Source organism: uncultured Victivallis sp., assembly GCA_944389935.1.
Lineage (GTDB): Bacteria > Verrucomicrobiota > Lentisphaeria > Victivallales > Victivallaceae > Victivallis.
Genome location: CALXOE010000004.1, coordinates 1 through 20,079 on the forward strand (window position 1 = coordinate 1; position 20,079 = coordinate 20,079).

General features: G+C 59.3%; 19 protein-coding genes. 12 read left to right on the forward strand and 7 right to left on the reverse strand.

Annotated elements, in window-relative coordinates; all coding sequences use genetic code 11:
• Positions 1 to 205: 205 nt before the first annotated feature.
• The 5 genes from Q0J85_RS02090 to Q0J85_RS02110 form a co-directional block, all read right to left on the reverse strand.
• Positions 206 to 1,459 (reverse strand): dicarboxylate/amino acid:cation symporter, encoded by a 1,254-nt coding sequence (locus Q0J85_RS02090; RefSeq protein WP_294477793.1) that lies wholly within the window; start codon positions 1,457 to 1,459, stop codon positions 206 to 208.
• A gap of 272 nt (positions 1,460 to 1,731) precedes the next feature.
• Positions 1,732 to 2,346, reverse strand: coding sequence for a metal-dependent hydrolase (locus tag Q0J85_RS02095; protein WP_294477795.1), 615 nt, complete (start codon positions 2,344 to 2,346; stop codon positions 1,732 to 1,734).
• Complete coding sequence (locus tag Q0J85_RS02100; RefSeq protein ID WP_294477797.1) at positions 2,346 to 3,167, reverse strand: hypothetical protein; 822 nt, start codon at positions 3,165 to 3,167, stop codon at positions 2,346 to 2,348. Before Q0J85_RS02100 ends, Q0J85_RS02095 begins: the two co-directional genes overlap by 1 nt.
• Before the next feature lie 10 nt (positions 3,168 to 3,177).
• Positions 3,178 to 3,519, reverse strand: a complete 342-nt coding sequence (locus Q0J85_RS02105; RefSeq protein ID WP_294477799.1) for a DMT family protein — start codon at positions 3,517 to 3,519, stop codon at positions 3,178 to 3,180.
• 3 nt (positions 3,520 to 3,522) lie between these two features.
• Entirely contained in the window at positions 3,523 to 4,011 is a 489-nt protein-coding gene (locus tag Q0J85_RS02110) for a hypothetical protein (protein ID WP_294477800.1), read from the reverse strand.
• Positions 4,012 to 4,130: 119 nt separating this feature from the next.
• Here Q0J85_RS02110 and Q0J85_RS02115 point away from each other — a divergent pair, with 119 nt between their 5' ends.
• From Q0J85_RS02115 to Q0J85_RS02145, 7 genes are all read left to right on the forward strand, one after another.
• Positions 4,131 to 4,898, forward strand: a complete 768-nt coding sequence (locus Q0J85_RS02115; protein WP_294477802.1) for a protein phosphatase 2C domain-containing protein — start codon at positions 4,131 to 4,133, stop codon at positions 4,896 to 4,898.
• A gap of 3 nt (positions 4,899 to 4,901) precedes the next feature.
• Positions 4,902 to 5,861 carry an ABC transporter ATP-binding protein gene (locus Q0J85_RS02120; protein WP_294477804.1) on the forward strand — a complete coding sequence of 320 codons (960 nt, stop codon included), beginning with the start codon at positions 4,902 to 4,904 and terminating at the stop codon, positions 5,859 to 5,861.
• 120 nt (positions 5,862 to 5,981) lie between these two features.
• Positions 5,982 to 6,518 (forward strand): FHA domain-containing protein, encoded by a 537-nt coding sequence (locus tag Q0J85_RS02125; protein WP_294477806.1) that lies wholly within the window; start codon positions 5,982 to 5,984, stop codon positions 6,516 to 6,518.
• 120 nt (positions 6,519 to 6,638) lie between these two features.
• Positions 6,639 to 8,744, forward strand: coding sequence for an ATP-dependent zinc metalloprotease FtsH (gene ftsH / locus Q0J85_RS02130; RefSeq protein ID WP_294477809.1), 2,106 nt, complete (start codon positions 6,639 to 6,641; stop codon positions 8,742 to 8,744).
• Positions 8,719 to 9,033, forward strand: a complete 315-nt coding sequence (locus Q0J85_RS02135) for a DUF167 domain-containing protein (RefSeq protein ID WP_367274576.1) — start codon at positions 8,719 to 8,721, stop codon at positions 9,031 to 9,033. The genes ftsH and Q0J85_RS02135 overlap by 26 nt, the downstream gene beginning before the upstream one ends.
• Entirely contained in the window at positions 9,030 to 10,241 is a 1,212-nt protein-coding gene (locus tag Q0J85_RS02140; protein ID WP_294477814.1) for a cofactor-independent phosphoglycerate mutase, read from the forward strand. Before Q0J85_RS02135 ends, Q0J85_RS02140 begins: the two co-directional genes overlap by 4 nt.
• A gap of 200 nt (positions 10,242 to 10,441) precedes the next feature.
• Entirely contained in the window at positions 10,442 to 11,443 is a 1,002-nt protein-coding gene (locus Q0J85_RS02145; RefSeq protein ID WP_294477816.1) for a hypothetical protein, read from the forward strand.
• A gap of 62 nt (positions 11,444 to 11,505) precedes the next feature.
• Here the strand turns inward: Q0J85_RS02145 and eno are convergent, their stop codons facing one another.
• Both eno and Q0J85_RS02155 read right to left on the reverse strand, forming a co-directional pair.
• The gene (gene eno / locus Q0J85_RS02150; RefSeq protein ID WP_294477819.1) at positions 11,506 to 12,780 is read right to left on the reverse strand and encodes a phosphopyruvate hydratase; all 1,275 of its coding nucleotides are present in this window, start codon (positions 12,778 to 12,780) and stop codon (positions 11,506 to 11,508) included.
• 168 nt (positions 12,781 to 12,948) lie between these two features.
• Positions 12,949 to 14,250, reverse strand: coding sequence for a citrate synthase (locus Q0J85_RS02155; RefSeq protein WP_294477821.1), 1,302 nt, complete (start codon positions 14,248 to 14,250; stop codon positions 12,949 to 12,951).
• 298 nt (positions 14,251 to 14,548) lie between these two features.
• Between Q0J85_RS02155 and Q0J85_RS02160 the strand changes: the two genes are divergently transcribed.
• The 5 genes from Q0J85_RS02160 to ilvN all read left to right on the forward strand — a co-directional run bounded on the left by Q0J85_RS02160 (position 14,549) and on the right by ilvN (position 20,070).
• Positions 14,549 to 16,318 carry an alkaline phosphatase gene (locus tag Q0J85_RS02160; protein WP_294477823.1) on the forward strand — a complete coding sequence of 590 codons (1,770 nt, stop codon included), beginning with the start codon at positions 14,549 to 14,551 and terminating at the stop codon, positions 16,316 to 16,318.
• Positions 16,319 to 16,330: 12 nt separating this feature from the next.
• The gene (locus Q0J85_RS02165; RefSeq protein ID WP_294477825.1) at positions 16,331 to 17,335 is read left to right on the forward strand and encodes a DNA/RNA non-specific endonuclease; all 1,005 of its coding nucleotides are present in this window, start codon (positions 16,331 to 16,333) and stop codon (positions 17,333 to 17,335) included.
• Between the two features lie 105 nt (positions 17,336 to 17,440).
• Positions 17,441 to 18,310, forward strand: coding sequence for a hypothetical protein (locus Q0J85_RS02170; RefSeq protein WP_294477826.1), 870 nt, complete (start codon positions 17,441 to 17,443; stop codon positions 18,308 to 18,310).
• A 45-nt stretch (positions 18,311 to 18,355) separates the two neighbouring features.
• Entirely contained in the window at positions 18,356 to 19,480 is a 1,125-nt protein-coding gene (locus tag Q0J85_RS02175; protein ID WP_294477828.1) for a hypothetical protein, read from the forward strand.
• A gap of 92 nt (positions 19,481 to 19,572) precedes the next feature.
• Complete coding sequence (gene ilvN / locus Q0J85_RS02180) at positions 19,573 to 20,070, forward strand: acetolactate synthase small subunit (RefSeq protein ID WP_294477830.1); 498 nt, start codon at positions 19,573 to 19,575, stop codon at positions 20,068 to 20,070.
• The last annotated feature ends 9 nt before the right edge of the window (positions 20,071 to 20,079 follow it).

The window sequence follows — 20,079 nt, forward strand, 5'->3', positions numbered from 1 at the left end:
TAGCTCAGTTGGTAGAGCAAGTGACTCTTAATCACTGGGTCCTGGGTTCGAGTCCCCGTGAGCGCACCATTTTTTTGTCGGTGAACCGCTCCGGAGGATTTTCCCGGGGCGGTTTTTGCTTTCAGTCGCAGGCGGGAAGTTCCTTATCTTCCGGAAAGAGAAATCGCGGACTCTCCCGTTCAAGGCGGTGGGAGTGGGGGAACGGTTATCTGGCGTCGGGGGTCGGATCTGCGGCGGTCATGGTTTTATTCACCATTGCGCAGACGCAGGAGTCGGACCAGACATTTTCCGCCGTTTCGATCATGTCGATGATCGTGTAGATCGGCAGGATGATTCCGAGAATTCCGATCGGGGCATGAATGCCGGACATCAGGGAGAGCGTCAGGAAATAACACCCCATCGGCACCCCCGCATTGCCGATCGCGGAGATGATGGAAATGAAAAACCAGAGCGCCACAGTCGGCAGACTCAGCGTCCAGCCGCCGTTCTGCATGACGAAAAGCGAAGTCACCAGGATAAATGCGGCGCAGCCGTTCATATTGATCGTACAGCAGATCGGCAGTACAAACCGCGCCACTTCTTCTTTCGCTTTCAGATTGTTTTCCGCGGATGCCACGGTCACCGGCAGAGTCGCCGCTGAACTCTTGGTGAAGAGGGCCATCAGCACCGCCGGCAGCATGCAGCGGAAAACCCGGAGCGGATTGATCCCGCGAATCAGCAGAAACAGCGGCAGCACGATCAGGGACTGAATGAGGTTCCCTCCCAGAACAACCGCCACATACTTCCCCAGAGATCCGATGATGAATCCGGCGGAAACCTGTGCGGAAAGCTGCGCGGCGAAAGCCACAATTCCGAGCGGCAGAGTCCAGACCAGCGCGCGGATCAGAGCGAACAGCACCTCCTGCATGCCGAGGATGCCTTTCAGCAGCACCTGAATGTTTTCGGACTCTTTCTTCAGGGCCAGAACGAGGCCGACAGCGACGGCCACCAGCAGAATGCTCAGCACGTTCCCGGAGGAGAACGGGGCGAGTATGTTATTCGGAATCACGGAAAGAATATGAGAATAATAGGAAATCGACCCCAGATTTTCCGGAACGGTTGCATTTCCCTGCTGAATGACATCCGCCGGAAGATTTCCGGGCTCGATCACCTTGAACAGCAGGAGTCCCACCAGGGCGGCGGCGGCGGTGGTGAGCAGCGTGTAGACGATCGTATGCAGAAAGATCCGGCCGGTGTTTTTCCGGGTGCCGAGCAGGGCCAGCGTCGTCGTCACGGCCAGTGCAATCGTCGGAACGGCCACAAATTGAAACAGCCGGGTATAGACGGACGCGATGAAATTGAAAAAATCATTCAGCCAGCCGATGTTGAGCGTTCCCAGGATTCCGCCCAGCACCAGAGCGGCCATCCAGAGTGCAAATTGTCTTCCGTTAAATCCGGTATTCGTCTGATTCTTTTTCATGATTCTCTCTTGTTGCTTGAACAGATCCCTGTGCGTGGAGAGGGATATGTTGCCGGCCGGTTCTTTCTCCTGGGGAAAAAATCGGAGTCAGAAAGCTGATATTTTAGTAAAATTAGCACAGATTTCTCATTTTGTCAACTGAAAAAGAGCTTTCCGGAAAGAGCCTGTATTGTGGAATGGAGCTCACTTTGGCAGGGCGTCCAGCACTTCCGCGGAGCAGAAAATCCTCTATGGATGGAGGGGAACGGTTTCAGAAACAACCGCCGTGCACTTCAAAATACGCAGAATCCGCCGAGAAGCGCCACCGCCAGATAGAGCAGAACGGTTCCGGAGGGGGAGTCGGTCTTCCAGGTAAAAGCACTGCCCGCACTCTTTTTTTCCGCGATTCCGAAGAGGTTCACCGACCAGAGTTCGTCGAGCAGCAGATGCGACAGGTATCCGCCCGCAACCGCCAGCGCAAACGCAAAACGCGCCTGAAGCGTCGATCCCGCAAACACCAGAAACGCCCCCTCCCCCGCCAGAATCGCCGCCGGAATCGAGTGGAACGCCCCGCGATGTCGGGAAAAATGACTCAGCAGAAAATCCAGACCGAAACAGATGACCAGATAACTCCCGGTGATCCAGCAGAAGTAGATCTCGTTGGTCGCCCCGCGCGGCAGATACCGTCCGACCAGCAGAACCGGAACACCCACGCCGAGCACTCCGAGCAGCAGGCGGCGGGGACGGGAAGTTTTCCCGTCGATATCCGGCAACCCGGCGCCGATCATGCCGAAGACCCCGAGTATCGCGGACTGCACCGGCGTACACCAGCCGGTCAGGAATGCGGCGGCTCCGGCACAGAGTCCCCACAACCCGCCGCAGAACACATGGGTACGGTAACCGGCCATCAGTTCCGCCGCCTCCGGGCGCGATATCCGGCACGGCAGGCCATCAACAGCAACGCCAACCCGCCGAACAGCAAAAGCAGATAAAACAGCAGACCGCAGATCGTCGCGGAAAAGCGGATCGCTGCCACAGGAAGCGGCATCCCGTCCGGGAACAGCAGCGCAAGCACCACCGCCCCGACAACCAGAACCAACGTGAGAGCCGCCGCTCCGCTTTTCGCCCCCTCGAGATCGGCACCGCTCAACGAGATCTGCGAGCCGATCGCGATCATCGCGTAGAGCCAGACCCAGAACCGCCAGCCGGAAAGAATCCCGGGATTGATCCACACCCCGCAAAGCCCGAGAAACGTCGCCCGGAACTGCTCCTTGAAGCCGGCCGCCCCTCCGTCCGGAAGATCCGGAAACGGGAGCGCCTCGTAGGGGAGCAGCTGCAGTGTCAGAAAAAGAATCGCCCCCAGCCCGAATCCGAGCGGAGCCACCCCGATGAAGAAACAGCCAATCCTCTGCCAGAGGCTGTGCGTATCCCACTCATGAATAACCCAACCCAGAGTTCCGTTTTTCTGCGGAGAAAACAGCACAAGTTCCCTGATCCGGTGTCGAAACACCAGACACGCCAGCGCATGGCTGAACTCATGCATCATCACACCGGGCGCCGTCGCCCAGACGCAGAAACGAATCCCGAACACCTCGATGCAACACACCCCGAACAGCGAAGTGACGAACTGCAGCACAATCCCGGCGATCAGCGGAGGGAGCACCCCCGCGGCGAGCAGATATCCCGCGTCGAGCGCCGTCCTGAGAACCACCCCGGCCAGTTCGCCCATGGCGCCCCCCCTACCCGCGGAAGATGAAGAATACCGCCCCCGCGATGCAGATCGCCGCGTAGAGATAGTTCCACGAGAGCGACTCTTTCATGTAAAAGACGGAGAACGGCACAAATACCGAAAGCGCAATCACTTCCTGAAGAATCTTCAACTGTCCGAGCGAGAGCGTCGTATGACCGATCCGATTCGCGGGCACCTGCAGCATATACTCGAAAAACGCCACGCCCCAACTCGCGACCGCGGCGACGTACCACGCCCGGTTCGACAGATTTTTCAAATGCCCGTACCAGGCGAATGTCATAAAGACGTTCGAGAGGATCAGCAGTCCGATGGTTGACAAAACCGCACGCATTTTCTACTCCGCAAGCTCCACGGCAATCACTTTGACCTCCTCCGGGGCGAAACGCTCCGGGAACCGGAATTCGACCCAGCCCGCTTCATCCGGGTTCCGTTCCAGAGTGGTGACGGCCCGGCCGACCTCCTCCCGACGTTCATTCAGAGCGCGGGCGCGAAGCTTCCCCCGGAATCCGGTTCTGGCGATCATGTAAAGTTCAAACTTCTCCCGGCAGAAACGGGACGCGGTCCCCTCGAGACCGCGGGAATCGAGCTCCGCACTCTTCCAGACCAGCGGAGCAGCCTCCTCCGCACGCTCCCCGGCGGCGGAGCGGTTCCCGGAACGGCTGAATTTCAGAAGCGGGCGGTCCGGCAGCAGCCGGAACTCCGGATCCGGGCGGAGCGGATCGAACGCCGCCCACCGCTGCTCCCGCCTGGCATCCACCCCGGCACAGCCGGCCAGAATCACCGCAAGAAACGCCGCGGCACATAAAAGCGAGTATGTTTTCATTCCACTTTCTCCGAGTCGGACTTGAAAAGATCACGATGCAACATTATTATAATAGACATGAAAAACGGAATCTTTGCAAGGGGGATTCCCGGTATTTTATTTATCTTCTTGAGGAATTCATGCGGAATCGCGCCGGAATCATCATGGCCGGAGAAAGTAATCTCGGGCTGCATCGGAAACGCAACGAGGACAACTTCTGCTGTTACGCCCCGCCGGAACGCGACCATGCGCTGGCCATCGTGGCCGACGGCGTCGGCGGCCACTCCAACGGGGCGCTGGCAAGTCTGATCTGCTGCCGCGATCTCGCCGAAAAATTCCGGACACTGCCGAAAGAGCGGCCGTTGCGGGAGGAGGATGCGGCAGCGTTCCTGCGGGACACGATCCGGGAGATCAACCGCAAGGTATTTGAGCGCAATTATTTTGAACAGGTCCGACGACCGATGTCCAGCACGATCGTCGCAGCGGTGTTTCTGCGGCGGACGGTGCTGCTCGCGAGTGCGGGGGACAGCCGGATGTACGAATTTCACCCCTCCGACGGGCTCGTGCAGCTTTCGACGGACCACTCGTTTTCCGCGGAGTTCGCGCGGGAACACGGTTTTCTTCCTCCGGGTCTGGCGACGATGAAAAATCTGATCGCCAGGGCGGTGGGGCCGCGCTCGGAACTCGAACCGGAACTTCATGCGCTGCCGCGCCGTCCGGGCAGCCGGTATCTGCTCTGCTCGGATGGCGCCTCCGGGACGCTCTCGAGAGAAACGCTTCAGACGATCATGGCCGAGGCGGCCACTCCGCGCCAGGCGGTCGACCGGATTCTCCGGGATGTGCTCATGGCCGGCGCCCGGGACAACATCACCGCGATCGCGGTTTTCCCCGATCCGCAGGAGGCATGAACGATGGCGCTGCTGGAAGTTGAAAATCTGAAAGTCTACTATCCGGTCCGCGGCGGCTGGTTCCGCCCGAAACGATTCGTCCGGGCGGTCGACGGAGTCTCATTTTCGATCGAAGCCGGGGAGATCGTCGGTCTGGTCGGCGAGTCGGGCTGCGGGAAGAGTACGCTAGGCCGCGCTCTAGTCCGACTTGAAAAGCCCGTTGCGGGACGGGTGCTGCTGAACGGCCGGGAGCTGGGTTCGCTCAAGGGGCAGGCGCTGCGGCGGGAGCGGAAACATTTTCAGATGATTTTTCAGGATCCCTACGGGTCGCTGAATCCGCGGTTGACGGTTTTTTCCGCTCTCGACGAGGTGCTGGCACTGCACTTTAAACTGCCGCGGGGGGAACGACGGGAACGGGCGGCGCGTCTGCTGGACCGGGTCGGACTCTCCGCTGAAGCGCTCGACCGCTATCCGCATGAATTTTCCGGCGGTCAGCGACAGAGAATCGGGATTGCGCGGGCGCTGGCGGCGGAACCGGCGCTCATCGTCGCGGACGAGCCGGTCTCGGCGCTGGATGTCAGCGTGCAGGCCTCCATCATCAATCTGCTTGAGGAGATCCGCAGCGAAACCGGGACGGCATTTCTCTTCATCGCGCACGATCTTGCCGTGGTCGAGCATATTTCGTCGCGCATTCTCGTGATGTATCTCGGGAAAGTGGTGGAGTCCGCACCGGCGCGCGAACTTGTGCGGCGCCCGTACCATCCGTATACGAAGGCGCTGCTCTCGGCGGTGCCGACCATCGACCAGACGGGGCGGAAACGGATCGTGCTGCCGGGCGACGTTCCGTCGCCGCTCGATCCGCCGACGGGGTGCCCGTTCCATCCGCGCTGTCCGGAGGCCAGGGAACAGTGCCGGATCGCACTTCCGCCGCTGGTATCTCCGGACGGGAGCGGGCGTCTGTGCGGCTGTTTCTATGCACATTGACCCGCCGCAAGCGTTTTTTATCGCAAAAAACTTGGAAAATATGTTGCAAATTCCTCACGCTGGAGTATATTCTCGTTTAAAGATTGTCAACAACAGAAACTCAGAGAAACGGGCGGAAAGATGGCGGATTATCCGAAATTGACGGTTCTGTACGAAAAACTTCGTGGCAAAGTATTCGAACTGAACAAAGATCAGATGACCGTGGGCCGCCGTGACGGCAACGATATTGTCATCAAGGATTCGAGCTTGAGCGGTCACCATGCGGACATTATCCGGACCACGCGGGACGGGAAAACGGTCTATATCATCCGGGACAACGACAGCACCAACGGTACGCGGGTCAACAATGTTCCGGTGAAAGAGCAGGAATTGAAAAATTCCGACATCATTCTGTTCGGAGGAGTTGAGGTTCTGTTTGACAGCAACGACGGTTCGGAAGCCCAGGTGGGGAGCACCACGGTGACGATCGACATCTCGCAGCTCGACAGCAATACCTCGACAGTTCCGAAAATGACCAGCCTCGATCCGTTCGCGGATACGGTCGACCGGAAGAGCGTGATGCTTCAGCGGCTGATGCTCGGGGTTTACATTCTGCTCGCGCTCGGCATTGTCGCCGTGGTCGGATATCTGATCTACACCATTGCGAACAAGCTGTAGGCGTTTCCCGGCCGGGAGGAGTTTCGGAATCCGCCGGATGCGGGGAGTATCCGGCGGATTGCCTGTATGAAAGTGAAGAGGACGGCAGGAAGATCCCGCGTCCAGAATGAAAGAGATTCTATGGAAAATAATGTTATGACCCCCGCCGCAGTCCGGTCGGGGCACCCCGGCAGAACGATCCAGAAGATGGCCGGGGATGACAAATCGGGCCGCAGCCCAGCCGGCGGCGGGCGCAGCCCTCTTGGTGCAGACCGCAGGAAACCGCAGCGTTCCAGCAAAGCGGCGATTGTCTGGCTGATTTTGTTTCTGGTGCTTGCCGGGCTGCTGCTGTTCAAGGGGTATGGCCCGGCCCGGGCGGTGGAGTTTTCTCAAAGCGAATTCGAGGAAAAACTTGCCGCAATGCAGATCGTATCGGTCGAAATGACCTGGGAAAACGGCAATGTCATGGTCTGCGAAGGGAAATTCCGCCGTCAGGGGCTTTCGTCCGTGCCGGTGACGACCACCCCGGTGCAGTCGCCGCGTTCGGGAGACGCTGAAATCAGGCCGAATGCCGATGAAACGTATAAAACCCGGGTCGTCTATACCGATGATCTCGCCCGCCTGCTGCAGAAGAGCGGCGCCAATGTGGTCGTCAAACCGAACAATTCCGGATTCTGGAATTTCATCCTGATCGGTGTGCTGCCGCTGGTGGTCGTGATCGGATTCATCTACTTCTTCTCGATGCGGCAGATGCGGGCATCGGGACGCGGCGCGATGGATTTCGGCCGCAGCAAGGCGCGCATGATTCCGCCGGATGAGCTCAACGTTCACTTCGACGACATCGCCGGAGCCGACGAGGCCAAAGAGGAGATCCGGGAAATCGTGGAGTATCTGAAAGATCCGCTTCGTTTCCAGCTTGTCGGCGGACAGATTCCGAAAGGGTGTCTCATTGTCGGCGAACCCGGTACCGGCAAGACGTTGATCGCCAAGGCGGTCGCCTGCGAAGCGGGAGTGCCGTTCTTCTCGATCAGCGGCTCGGATTTTGTGGAGATGTTCGTCGGCGTCGGCGCGAGCCGCGTGCGCGACATGTTCGAGCAGGCGCGCAAAAATACGCCGTGCCTGATTTTCATCGATGAGATCGACGCGGTCGGGCGCTCCCGCTTCTCGGGCTGGGGCGGCGGCCACGATGAGCGTGAACAGACACTCAACGCGATGCTCGTCGAAATGGATGGATTGGAAAGCCGCAACGGCGTGATCGTTCTGGCCGCGACGAACCGTCCGGACGTGCTCGATCCGGCGCTGCTGCGGCCCGGCCGGTTCGACCGCCAGGTCGTGATGGACCTCCCGGACATCGTCGGACGGCGGCAGATCCTCGACGTGCACGTGAAGAAGATCAAGGTGGACAGCTCGGTCAACCTCGACGTGATGGCGCGCACCACGCCGGGATTCAGCGGCGCGGACCTCGCGAATCTCTGCAACGAAGCCGCGCTGCTCGCAGCCCGCTACAACCGTGAAGCGGTCACCCAGGCCGATATGGAGGAGGCTCGCGACAAGGTCAGCTACGGCCGTGAACGGCGCAGCCGCCGGATCACCGACCGCGAACGCAAACTCACCGCCTATCATGAAGCTGGTCATGCGCTCGTGGCGCTGCACAACAAATACGCCACGCCGCTGCACAAGGTGACAATCATCCCGCGCGGAACGGCTTATCTCGGCGCGACGTTCTCGATGCCGAAAGAAGACGCCTACACGCGCAGCAAGCTCGAACTTGAAGCCGACATGGAGATGACCATGGGCGGGCGCGCCGCCGAGGAGATCATCTTCGGCGACATCACGACCGGAGCTTCAGGCGACATCAATCAGTTGACCCACACGGCACGGCTGATGGTCTGTCTGTACGGCATGAGCGACAAACTCGGGACGATCAAGTACGGAAACTTCCCGGCTCATCCGCACATGCCGTTCGACGCACAGCCTGAAGAGCGGGTCAGTCCGGAGACGGCGCGCGAGATCGATCTGGAGATCCGCCGGCTGTCGCAGAATGCGCTGGAATCGGCGCGCGACTGCCTGACCCGTCATCGTGACGAGCTCGAGAAACTCGCGAAAGCGCTGCTCGAACGCGAGACACTCTCGATCGACGAGATCAACGTCCTGCTCGGCCGTGATCCGGAACCGGACGCGCTCGGCCGACCGGAACAAACGCTGCGGCCCACCGAAGATGATGGAACTGCCGAGCAAGGCCTTTAAGTCCTCGAGCGATGGAACGCTGCTCGTGTGCCGGGTTCAACCCGGCGCATCGCGCAGCGGTGTCGCGGGAGGGTACGGCGAAGAGGCGGTGAAGATCGCGCTCTCCTCGCCGCCGGTCGACGGCAAGGCCAACCAGGAACTCTGCCGGATGCTCGCCGAACAGTGCGGCGTACCGAAAAGCGCGGTGGAACTCATCTCCGGCCGGACCGGCCGCAGCAAAGTCGTTAAAATCACAGGAATCTCTCCGGAGGCGCTCCGGAGTTTATTATCTGAGGAAGAAGCAAAATGAATCGCAAAGCAGTTATTTTTCTCGCCGACGGCATGGCGGACGAGCCGCTTGAGGAGCTCGGCGGCAAAACCCCGCTCGAAGCGGTCGATACCCCGGCGATGGATTCCATCGCGAAACGCGGCGTCTCCGGGACGTTTCTGACGCTGCCGGAGGGGTTGCCGACCTCTTCCGATGTTGCGAACATGTCGGTACTAGGCTACTATCCGGAGAAGAACTACCCCGGGCGCGGACCGATCGAGGCGGTGAGCCAGGGAATCCGGCTGGCGGACGACGATGTGGCGTTCCGGTGCAATCTCGTCTACGCCTCGCCGGACGGGGTGCTGCGGGATTACTCGGCCGGGCATATCGACAACGATACCGCCGCGAAACTGATGGCGGCGCTGCAGGAGAAATTCGGCAACGACGATGTCACGTTTCACTCCGGTGTGAGCTACCGGAATCTGCTTGTGCTGCACGGGAAGAAATTCTCCGACAAGGTCAATTACTTCAAGCCGGACTCCTCGCAGGATATTCCGCTCTCCGAACTGCCGCTCACTCCGGCGGACGATTCGCCGGAAGCGGCCTATACGGTCGACTTTCTGAACCGGCTCGGCGCGCTCGCGGCGGCGTTTCTCGCTTCGCATGAACTCAATGCGGGCAAAGCGTCTCCGGCGAACCGCATCTGGCCGTGGAGTCCCGGCCGCCGCCCGAATCTCCCGAAATTCAGCGACGTCTATGCGGGGCGGCGCGGCGCGATCATCAGTGCGGTGGACGTCATCAAGGGGATCGGGAAATGCTCGAATATGACCGTGGTCGAGGTGCCGGGAGCAACCGGTTTCATCGATACGAACTATGCGGGCAAAGTCAGCGCCGCTCTCGCCGCGCTCGTCGATCATGATCTGGTCTATCTGCACGTCGAGGCGATCGACGAGTGTTCGCACCTCGGAGATCTGAAACTCAAGATGCGGGCGATTTCCGATTTCGATTCCAAGATCGTCGCGCCGGTACTGAAAGCTCTCGAGGGGAAGCCGATCAACTTCGCCGTGCTGCCGGATCATCCGGTTCCGATCAAACTGCGCAAACATACGCGCACTCCGGTTCCGGTCGCTGTCTGCGGTCCGGAGATCGAGCCGGACGATGTCGAGCAGTTCAGTGAAAGACTCGCACCCACCGGGAAACTCGGATTTCTCAAAGGGGATCAGCTGGTCAGAAAACTGCTCGAGCTGTGATCGCAACACCGAACGGAGAAAGCACGATGCTTTCTCCTTTTTTTTGCCCGCGATTGACAAAGTTGCAGAGTTCGGAACGATTTTTCAGAAAACGATGAGAAGATTGCACGATCCTTTTCACAGGAATCCCGGCAAATCAGTTGAAAAAAACGGAGCCGGGAAATACCTTTCATCAGTCGTTACAGAAAAGGAGGTGCGACATGAATCTGTCCGGGAAAAAACTTCTCGTACTCGGCGCAACCGGCGCCATGGGGCAGTATCTTGTTCCCGTTCTCGCGGAGAAAGGGTTCCTGGTTGACGCGGTATCTCTTGACACGCCGCGCGAGCCGTTTCCGGGGGTGAACTACATCAAGAGCGATGCGAAAGAGTGGTCCAATCTTTGTAAACTGCTGGAGAACCGGTATGACGGGATCGTCGACTTCATGATCTATCCGACCGGGGAGCTCGCCACGTATCTGCCGCTGCTTCTTGACAACACAGATCACTACATCTATCTCTCGAGCTACCGGATCTACGACAACAAGGAGCATCCGATCCGGGAGAGTTCGCCGCGGCTGCTCGACTCCTCCGAAGACGTTCTGCTGCGCAACACCGACGACTACTGCATCTACAAGGCGCGCGGGGAAAACATCGTCCGCAGCCGGGCCCGGAGCAACTGGACGATCATCCGGCCGGCGATCACCTACTCGCTTCTGCGGTATCAGCTCGTCACGCTCGAGGCGCCCGACACCGTCGGTCGTGCATTCGCGGGAAAAGTCGCCGCACTGCCGGAACAGGCACGGAACATTCAAGCGACCATGAGCTGGGCCGGAGATGTCGCGAAGATGATCGCCGGACTTCTCTTCAACGACCGGGCATTTGGAAAGACGTTCACCGTCGCCACAGCCGAACACCATACCTGGGGAGAAATCGCGGAATACTACAAGGCGATCTGCAACCTTGACTGCGTCTGGATCGACAAGGAAGATTACCTGAAAATTCTCTCCCCCAATCCGTACTGGCCCGGAGCACGCTGGCAACTCGAATACGACCGGCTCTTCGACCGGATCATCGACAACTCCGCAATTCTCAACGCCACCGGCATGAAGCAGTCGGAACTCACGAAACTTTACGACGGACTCGAGCGCGAAATCGCCCGCTGCCCCCGCGATATCAACTGGCCCGTCAACAAACGCATGGATGCGTTCCTCGAAAATCGCTGAGAAAAAAAGCGCCCGGCAGAGCAAATCTCCGGGCGCTTTTTTCAGGGACGAACTGCACGCACTCAGTTGCCGTAGCGCGCCAGATCCCCGAGCAGCTCCTCGATGCGGAGAAGCTGATTGTACTTGCAGATACGGTCGGTACGAGAGAGCGAGCCGGTTTTAATCTGTCCGGCGTTGGTCGCGACCGCGATATCCGCAATGGTGGTATCTTCGGTTTCGCCGGAACGGTGACTGATGACCGCCGCATAGCCGGCCCGGTGTGCCATCTCGATCGCGTCGAGCGTTTCGGTCAGCGTCCCGATCTGGTTGACTTTCACCAGAATCGCGTTGCCGCAACCGAGTTCGATCCCTTTCGCAAGATACTTCACATTCGTGACGAAAAGATCATCGCCGACGAGCTGGCAGCGGTCACCGATCCGGTCGGTCAGGAGTTTCCAGCCATCCCAGTCGTTCTCTGCCATGCCGTCCTCGATCGAATCGATCGGATAGTTCTTGATGAGTTCTTCCAGATACTCGACCTGAGCGGCGGAGTTACGTTCGCACCCCTTGTCCCCCTCGAACTTGCTGTATTTATAGATGCCGTCCTGGAAAAATTCGCTCGACGCGCAATCGAGCGCAATCCGGACATCCCGGCCCGGCTGATACCCGGCCAGATCGATCGCTTTCAGAATCGAATCAAGCGCCTCTTCCGTTCCTCCCTGGAAGTTCGGAGCAAAGCCGCCCTCGTCGCCGACCGCCGTGGAAAGTCCCTTCTTCTTCAGGATCTGCTTGAGGGCGTGGAACACTTCCGCACCCATGCGCAACCCCTCGGAAAAACGATCCGCGCCAACCGGACGGATCATGAACTCCTGGAATGCGATCGGCGCGTCGGAGTGCGATCCACCGTTGATGATGTTCATCATCGGAACCGGCAGGACCTTGCCGTTCACGCCGCCGATGTAGCGGAAAAGCGGCAGATCGAGCTCGGCCGCCGCCGCATGCGCAACCGCGAGCGAAACGCCGAGAATCGCATTTGCACCGAGCTTCTCCTTGGTCGGCGTGCCGTCAAGTTCGATCATCGCCTGATCGATGCCGATCTGGTCGAATGCTTCCATCCCCTCGAGTTCGGGGAAAATCTTATCGTTGACGTTGCTGACGGCTTTGAGAACCCCTTTGCCGCCGTAACGCTTCTTATCGCCGTCCCGCAGTTCGAGCGCCTCGTTTTCACCCGTGGAGGCGCCGGAGGGAACCGCCGCCGTACCGGTCGCACCGGACTCCAGAACGACTTCGACTTCGACGGTCGGATTGCCGCGTGAATCCAGAATCTCCCGGCCGAAAATCTCTCTGATTTCAGACATGATAACCTCTCCTCTGTAATAAGTGGTTGTCGGGATGTAGAACACAATACTCCGTTTCCGCAAAAAATCAAGCGGTCCGCACGATTTGTGTCCGGAATTCCCCGCCGCGACAGAAAAAAAGGGAGGCCGCAGCCTCCCTTTCCCTCTGTTCCCCGACGAATCACCGGATCACAGCAGATCGCGGTTCGCCATGACGTCGGCGGTTTCACTCGGGGTCTTGCCGATGTAGATCTGCCGCGGGCGGACGATCTTCGTCGCCGCGCCGATCATCTCTTTCCAGTGCGCGACCCATCCGGGCAGGCGCGCGAGCGCGAACATCACGGTGAACATGTTCTCGGGGATGCCCAGCGCGCGGTAAAGAATACCGGTGTAGAAGTCGACGTTCGGGTAGAGATTCCGCTCGATGAAGTAAGGATCGGTCAACGCCGCCTCCTCGACCTGGCGCGCCACGTCGAGCAGCGGATCCTTGTAGTTCGTCTTTTCGAGATAGGCGTGACACTCTTCCTTGATGATCGCGGCGCGCGGATCGTAGGTTTTGTAGACCCGGTGTCCGAATCCCATCAGCCGGAACGGATTGTTGCGGTCCTTGGCCATGTCGATGAATTTGCGGACGTTGCCGTCGGCCTGGATCATCTTGAGCATCTCGATCACCTTCTGGTTCGCGCCGCCATGCAGCGGGCCGGAGAGCGCCGAGATTCCGGCGGAGATCGTAGCATAGAGATTCACCTGCGCGCTGCCGACCGTGCGGACGGTCGTCGTCGAGCAGTTCTGCTCGTGGTCCGCGTGCAGAATGAAGAGGATGTTCAGAATCCGCACCGCTTCAGGATGAATCTGGTAGGGACGCACGGGCGAATCGAACATCATGTTCAGGAAGTTCGCGCAGTACGAGAGGTCGTGACGCGGATAGACCACCGGTTCGCCGATCGATTTCTTGTAGGCGAACGCCGCCATCGTCCGCACGATCGAGATCAGCCGCGCAGTCGAAACGTCGATATCATCGGCCATCGACTTGAGGTCGACGTTCGGATAGAACGCCGCAAGCGCATTGATCATCGTCGAGAGAATGTGCATCGGGTGCGCACCGGCCGGGAAGTGGTCGAAGAAATGACGCATATCCTCGTGCAGCATCGAGTTCACGTTCAGCAGCTCGGAAAACTTCTGCCGATCGTCCTCGGTCGGCAGTTCGCCGTGCACAAGCAGATATGCGACCTCCACGAACATCGTTTTCTTGACGAGCTCCTCTACCGGAATGCCGCGGTAGCGCAGAATCCCCTTGTCGCCGTCGACAAACGTGATCTGGCTGTAACAGGCCGCCGTGTTCATGAAGCTCGGGTCGAGCGTCACATACCCGGTCTGGCGGCGCAGGTTCGCGATGTCAATCGCCTTTTCCCCCTCGGTGCCGACCACAACCGGCAGCTGAATCTGCCTGCCCTCTACGTTAAGAATCACATATCCGGGACTCTCATTCATCGGGAATCCTCCTTTTCGCTCTCGATTTGTCTGTTCACAACCTCCCGCGAACGGCGGACAAGGCCGCTTCCGCTTTCGGGATCCGTATTTCATCCAAGTACAACTTTATAATATGCCACAGGAGGCTGCCTTTTTCAAGAAAAAAAAACCGGATGAGGCGCAGATTCCCGGCATTTCACCGGATGCCAACGAAAAACTTACGGAAAAATAATTCCAAAATCGTGGATTTTTCCGTAAGTTGTGGTATACTTTCCCCAGTGTCACAAAACCGTCACGAAACATGATCAGGAGGATATAAATGCGTTTTCTGTACGGATTTTTTGCCGGGGTTCTGGCCGCCGGCTGCATCGGGGCGGCGGAGATCAAGCCGCTGAATCTCGCTCCCGGAGCCAACACCGCTTTCGCGGACGAAACACCGGACGACCGGAGCGGCGGCTGGACCGATCAGGGCTCCAATGATCTGCGGCTGCTGAAGTCCGGCGACGTCTCGCTTTCGGGGGTGCCGTTCACGATTCTCGACGACCGGACGACAAAAGGCAAATCGTGCGTAGTCGTTTCCGGCTGCGAAAAACGAAACTACCTGCCCGAACTCGCCCGGGTCGAACTCGAGAAGCCGGCTACCGGAAAAATGCTCTATCTGCTGCACGCCGGAGCCTGGTTGAATCCGAAGAAAGAGCCCGCCGGCCGACTGACCGTCGAATACGCCGACGGCTCCATGCGGTCATTCGTCCTCCACGCCGGGCGCGACCTCGCAGACTGGCAGGAAAACCGGGGTGCGGCAAACGCGGTGCGGGCCTGGAGCGTCTACAACAACAATTCGCAGGTCTCACTCTACGCGTCGAAATTCCCGCTGGAGGAGAAACCGGTCAAAGCGCTCCGCTTCCACGCAGGCGCCGACGGTGTCTGGATGGTCGCGGCAGCCTCGGTCGGAGACGCCGTCGACCTCAAACCACTGCCGGAACAAACCAGGCTCAAGCACGACTATCCCGCACCCGAACCGGTCGATCCGGCGGAACTTGCGAAAACTCCGCGCACCGGAACTCCGAAGAATATCATCCTCATCATCGGCGACGGGATGGGCCAGGGCGCGGTGAAACTCGCCGGACTCCACGCCCACGGCAGACCGCAATCGCTCGTGATGGAACAGCTCCCGGTCAACGGCATGGTGAAAACGGCCTCAGCAAGCAGCAGCGTCACCGATTCCGCGGCCAGCGGAACCGCACTCTCGAGCGGCTACAAGACCAACAACGGCTACATCGGCGTGACGCCGGAAAAACAGCCGATGCGTTCCATCGCCGAGGAGGCTCGCGACTCCGGCCGTTCGGTTGGAATCATCACGACCGACCAGCTCACCGGGGCGACCCCGGCGGCGTTCTCCGCCCACGTTCCGCACCGCGGCATGGCGCAGGAGATCGCGGAACAGCAGGCGAAAACCGGATATCAGATTCTCATCGGCAACGGGGCGAAACCGTTCCTGCCCAAATCGGAAAAAGGGACCCGCAAGGATGACCGCAACCTCGTCGACGAACTGCAGAAAGACGGATACATCCGCATCGGCAGTCTCGAAGAGTTCCGCAAGGCGGAAAAACGCCCCGTCTTCGGGTTCATCGGAGACTGGGCGCAGGATACGAAGCTGCTCTCGCAGATCTCGGCCGAAGCGATGAACCGTCTGGCCGCAAATCCGAAAGGATTCTTCCTCATGATCGAGGGTCATTTCCCCGATCACGGCGGCCACGGCAACAATCCCGAGTACAGCGTGAACGGTCCGCTCATGGTCGATTTCACCGTCAAGGCCGCGCTTGATTTCGCGAAACAGAATCCCGACACGCTCATCGTGGTCACCGCCGACCACGAAACCGGCGGGATCTACTGCGCGCCGAATCCGCAGAATCCGAAGAGGCCGTACATTCTCTACACGACGAAAAGCCACACGGACGCGCCGGTTCCGGTCTATGCGTTCGGCCCCGGCTCGGAACGGTTCGCCGGGATTCTCGACAACACCAACATCCCCTCGGCGATGGCGGATCTCTGGAAGCTGCCCCTGCACCGTCCCGTCGGGAAAAAGTAACCGGAGAAGACGATGGCGGCAGGCAGACGCTCCGCGCCGGGACGCTCCGGCGCGACCGCAAAACGGAAAAAAAGACCCGCGCCCGGAAAAAAAGGTTCCACCGGAAAAAAACAGGCGAAGCGGAGATATCCTCTGCTGAAGCTCTTCACGTTTCTGCTGTTCCTCATCGGGATCGGTGGAGCGGGATTCTTCGAGATCGGCGAAAAATACGCCGACAGTCTGCCGTTTTACCAGAAAGGCCGTGCCTGGCTCTATTTCACGAGGGATCGGCTGCTCATGCCGTCGGACCGGACGATTCCGATCGATTCTCCGGAAGATGCACAAAGCTCCCCGTACGACAATTTGAAACTCGGAATTCCCGCCATGACCGATGTCGTCATCGACCGGCGCGGCTACGCGCTCGGCTACTCCGAAAAACATGAGCAGCCGCTCTGGGTCACCTACCGTCTCTCCGCGGCAGAGGCCGACGGAGGGACGGCGAAACGCAGCGACGACTTCCGGATCGACCCCTATATTTCAACCGGGTCCGCGCGGGCGGAGGATTATGCCGGGAGCGGCTTTGACCGCGGGCATCTCGCTCCCGCCGCCGACATGGCCTGGTCGGAAAAAGCGATGTCCGAAAGTTTCTACTTCTCGAACATGTCCCCGCAGGAACCCGATTTCAACCGCGGCATCTGGCGGAAACTCGAAGCGAAAGTCCGCGACTGGGCTGTCGACAAAGGGGAGCTGCAGGTCGTGACCGGTCCGCTCTTCCTGAACAGCGGCAGATTCATCGGCCGCAACAAAGTCGCCGTCCCGCAGGCCTATTACAAGGTGCTCTATGCGCCGAAGGCGAAACCGCCTGCCATGATCGGCTTCATTCTGCCGAACGCGGGCAGCAGCCGCGATCTGCAGGAGTTCGCTGTGACCGTCGACCAGGTCGAGTCCGCAACCGGTCTGGAATTCTTCACATCGGTCGACGGGGATCTCCGGACGCAGCTTTCCGGGACCATCAGCCTCGACGCCTGGACGTGGTGAAATCGCAAATATCCGGCTTCCGTTCCGCTCCCGGGGTTGCATCCCGCCTCAATCGATGATATATTGATGAAAACGCATCAATCCGAGTCGAAGTGGAGGTTCATCATGCCAGTTGACATCATTCCCGCCAATGTTCCCGGTCTCTGGCCGGTCACACGCGAAGTCGGGTCGATCCGGGTCGCGGGGCGGCTGATCCGCGACCTGATTCTCGAGCGGATTCCGGAGCTGCCGGACGATCGCCGTCTCTCGATCCGGGCGGATTTTCTCCCGACGCCGGAATTTGCCCGGCTCATCGCCTCCGGAACGGGGAACTGCGTCGTACGCGATCCATCCGACGGGGTGGATGTCATGCAACTCTCGATCACCGGATGGACCGGTGCGCCGGCGATTCTTGCGCTCGATCCGGGGTCATTCCGCATCCGCCATCCCTGGGATCTGCTGGCGATGAATGAAAAACTCGTCGGCGAACTCGATGAAAACCGCATCGTCGGGACAGTCCGGGCGGGAGCGACGCTGGACGGCTTCGTTCACCTCGGGCGCGGCAGCGTGATTCTGCCCGGAGTCTATATTGAGGGCAACGTCATCATCGGGGAAGATTGCAAAATCGGCCCGAACTGCTATATCCGCGGCAATACGTCGATCGGCGACCGTTGCCATATCGGTCAGGCGGTGGAGATCAAGAATTCGCTGATCGGGACAAAAGTCAGCATCGGCCACCTGAGTTACGCGGGCGATTCGGTCATCTCGGACAACGTGAATTTCGGCGCGGGGACGATCATCTCGAACCTGCGGCACGATGGCCGGAACCACCGCTGGCTTGAAAATCAGGCGTTCGTCGATACGGGACGACGCAAGTTCGGAGCGATCATCGGCGAAAATGTTCACACCGGAATTCATACGGCGATCTACCCGGGACGCAGCCTCTCCGCAGGCAGCGTAACTTTGCCGGGCGAGATCGTTTCACGCTCCAAATAGAAAACCCGGCCGCCATTGCGCCGGACAGATTGACAGGAAATCGAAGTGAAACAGTTCATACGTGGAGTTCTGCCCATAGGGGCGCCGTGGGGAGGGCCGGAGTCGATCCGGTTCATCTCCTGTCTGAGTTCCCTCTATGTGTATTTAAAACAGCCGGACAAGCGGGAAGAGCTGCTTTTCTGCCCGCACTCGGGAGAGCTGTGCGACGATTGCGGACAGTGCGGCAATCACGATCGGCTCAGAAGAATGCACGAACAGGTCTATTTTGAACTGCTGACGCTTTCGGGATTGAACTGCCGCACGCACTGGGATCCGGAGTTTCGTCCGCAGTTTCTGACCGATCTTCTGCTTGAAACGACCGATGACGATCCGATCGAACGGGCGATGGCGTTCGCCGGATTTGAGTACCGGATGGTGGAAGCGCTTCCGCCGGAAGCGTTTTTCCGGGCGGTGAACGAATCACTCTCCCGGAATGTGCCGGTGCCGGCCTGCCGCGCCGCGGGGGACGACTGGTGTCTCATCACAGGGTGCGACGACGACGGGAAAAGCATCTCGGGGTTCTACTTTCCGCAGGAGTGGGATTCTCCCGAAAACCGCCCCGACACTCTGCACGGGGGCGAATTTACGAGCAAAGAGTGGGTACGACAGGGAACGCGGCTGCTGGTCGTCACCGGCGACTGCCCTGCCCGCGTGCCGGACCGCGAAGAGTTCTCCCGCCTGCGGGAACTGCTGATCGAACCCGACTGCCGAGAGTGCGTCACCGGCCTGGCCGCGTTCGACCGCTGCATCGAGCTGCTGCAGGACGAAACGTTCTTCGCGGCTGCGGACAGGGAGAAACTCGATCGTTGTGCCGCTCATATGCTCCGTTTTTTCGAGCAACTCGCAGAGTTGCGCGGCAATGCGGCGCTCACATTTTTCTCCGGTTTTTTCGGCAAACTGCACGATCCGGAACTTGCGCGGCTCGGGCGGGAAATCGGCGCGCTCTTTCTGGACTCGCGCGATCGCTGCCGCAGACTGCTCGACATGTTCCATTCCGGAAATCGGGCAGCGCTGCTGCGTAACGCCCAGGTCAGAATCGAAGTGATCAATGCCCTGAAAAAACTCAAAAAGAATGACTGGAACGCGGTACTGCTGCTGGAAGCGCTGGAGGATTTCGTCGATTCCGAATGAGCGATCCGCATTTTTTTCGGGGCGGGAAGTTGACAAACCGGCGATCGGGCTTATTTTATATCAAAAACATTTTGCAAGGAGAAACCGTTCACATGGAAACGCCGGAAAAACATACGATATCCGTTCTCGTGGAAAACAAGTTCGGAGTTCTCGCCCGCGTGGCGGGACTTTTCAGCGGACGCGGCTATAACATTTCGAGCCTGACCGTCCACGAAACCGAAGATCCGAAATATTCCAAAATGACCATCGTCACGACTGGAGACGCCGCCATTCTTGAACAGATTGACAAACAGCTGCGCAAGCTCATCGATGTCATCAGCGTCAAGAACCTGACGGGCAGCCACTTTGTCGAGCGTGAGATGGCGCTCATCAAGATCCGCACCGAGTCGCCGGAAAAGCAGTCGCGTCTGTTGCAGCTCATCGAGATCTTCGACGGGACGATCGTCTCGGTCAGCCGGGAGGAGATCGGCGTTGAGATCGCCGGCCGTTCCGATCGTCTCGACAACTTCATCGAAATGGTACGCGACTTCGGGATCGTGGAAATGGCCCGTTCCGGCCGCGTCGCCATCAGCCGTTGTCGGAAAAACTGAATTCGCTCC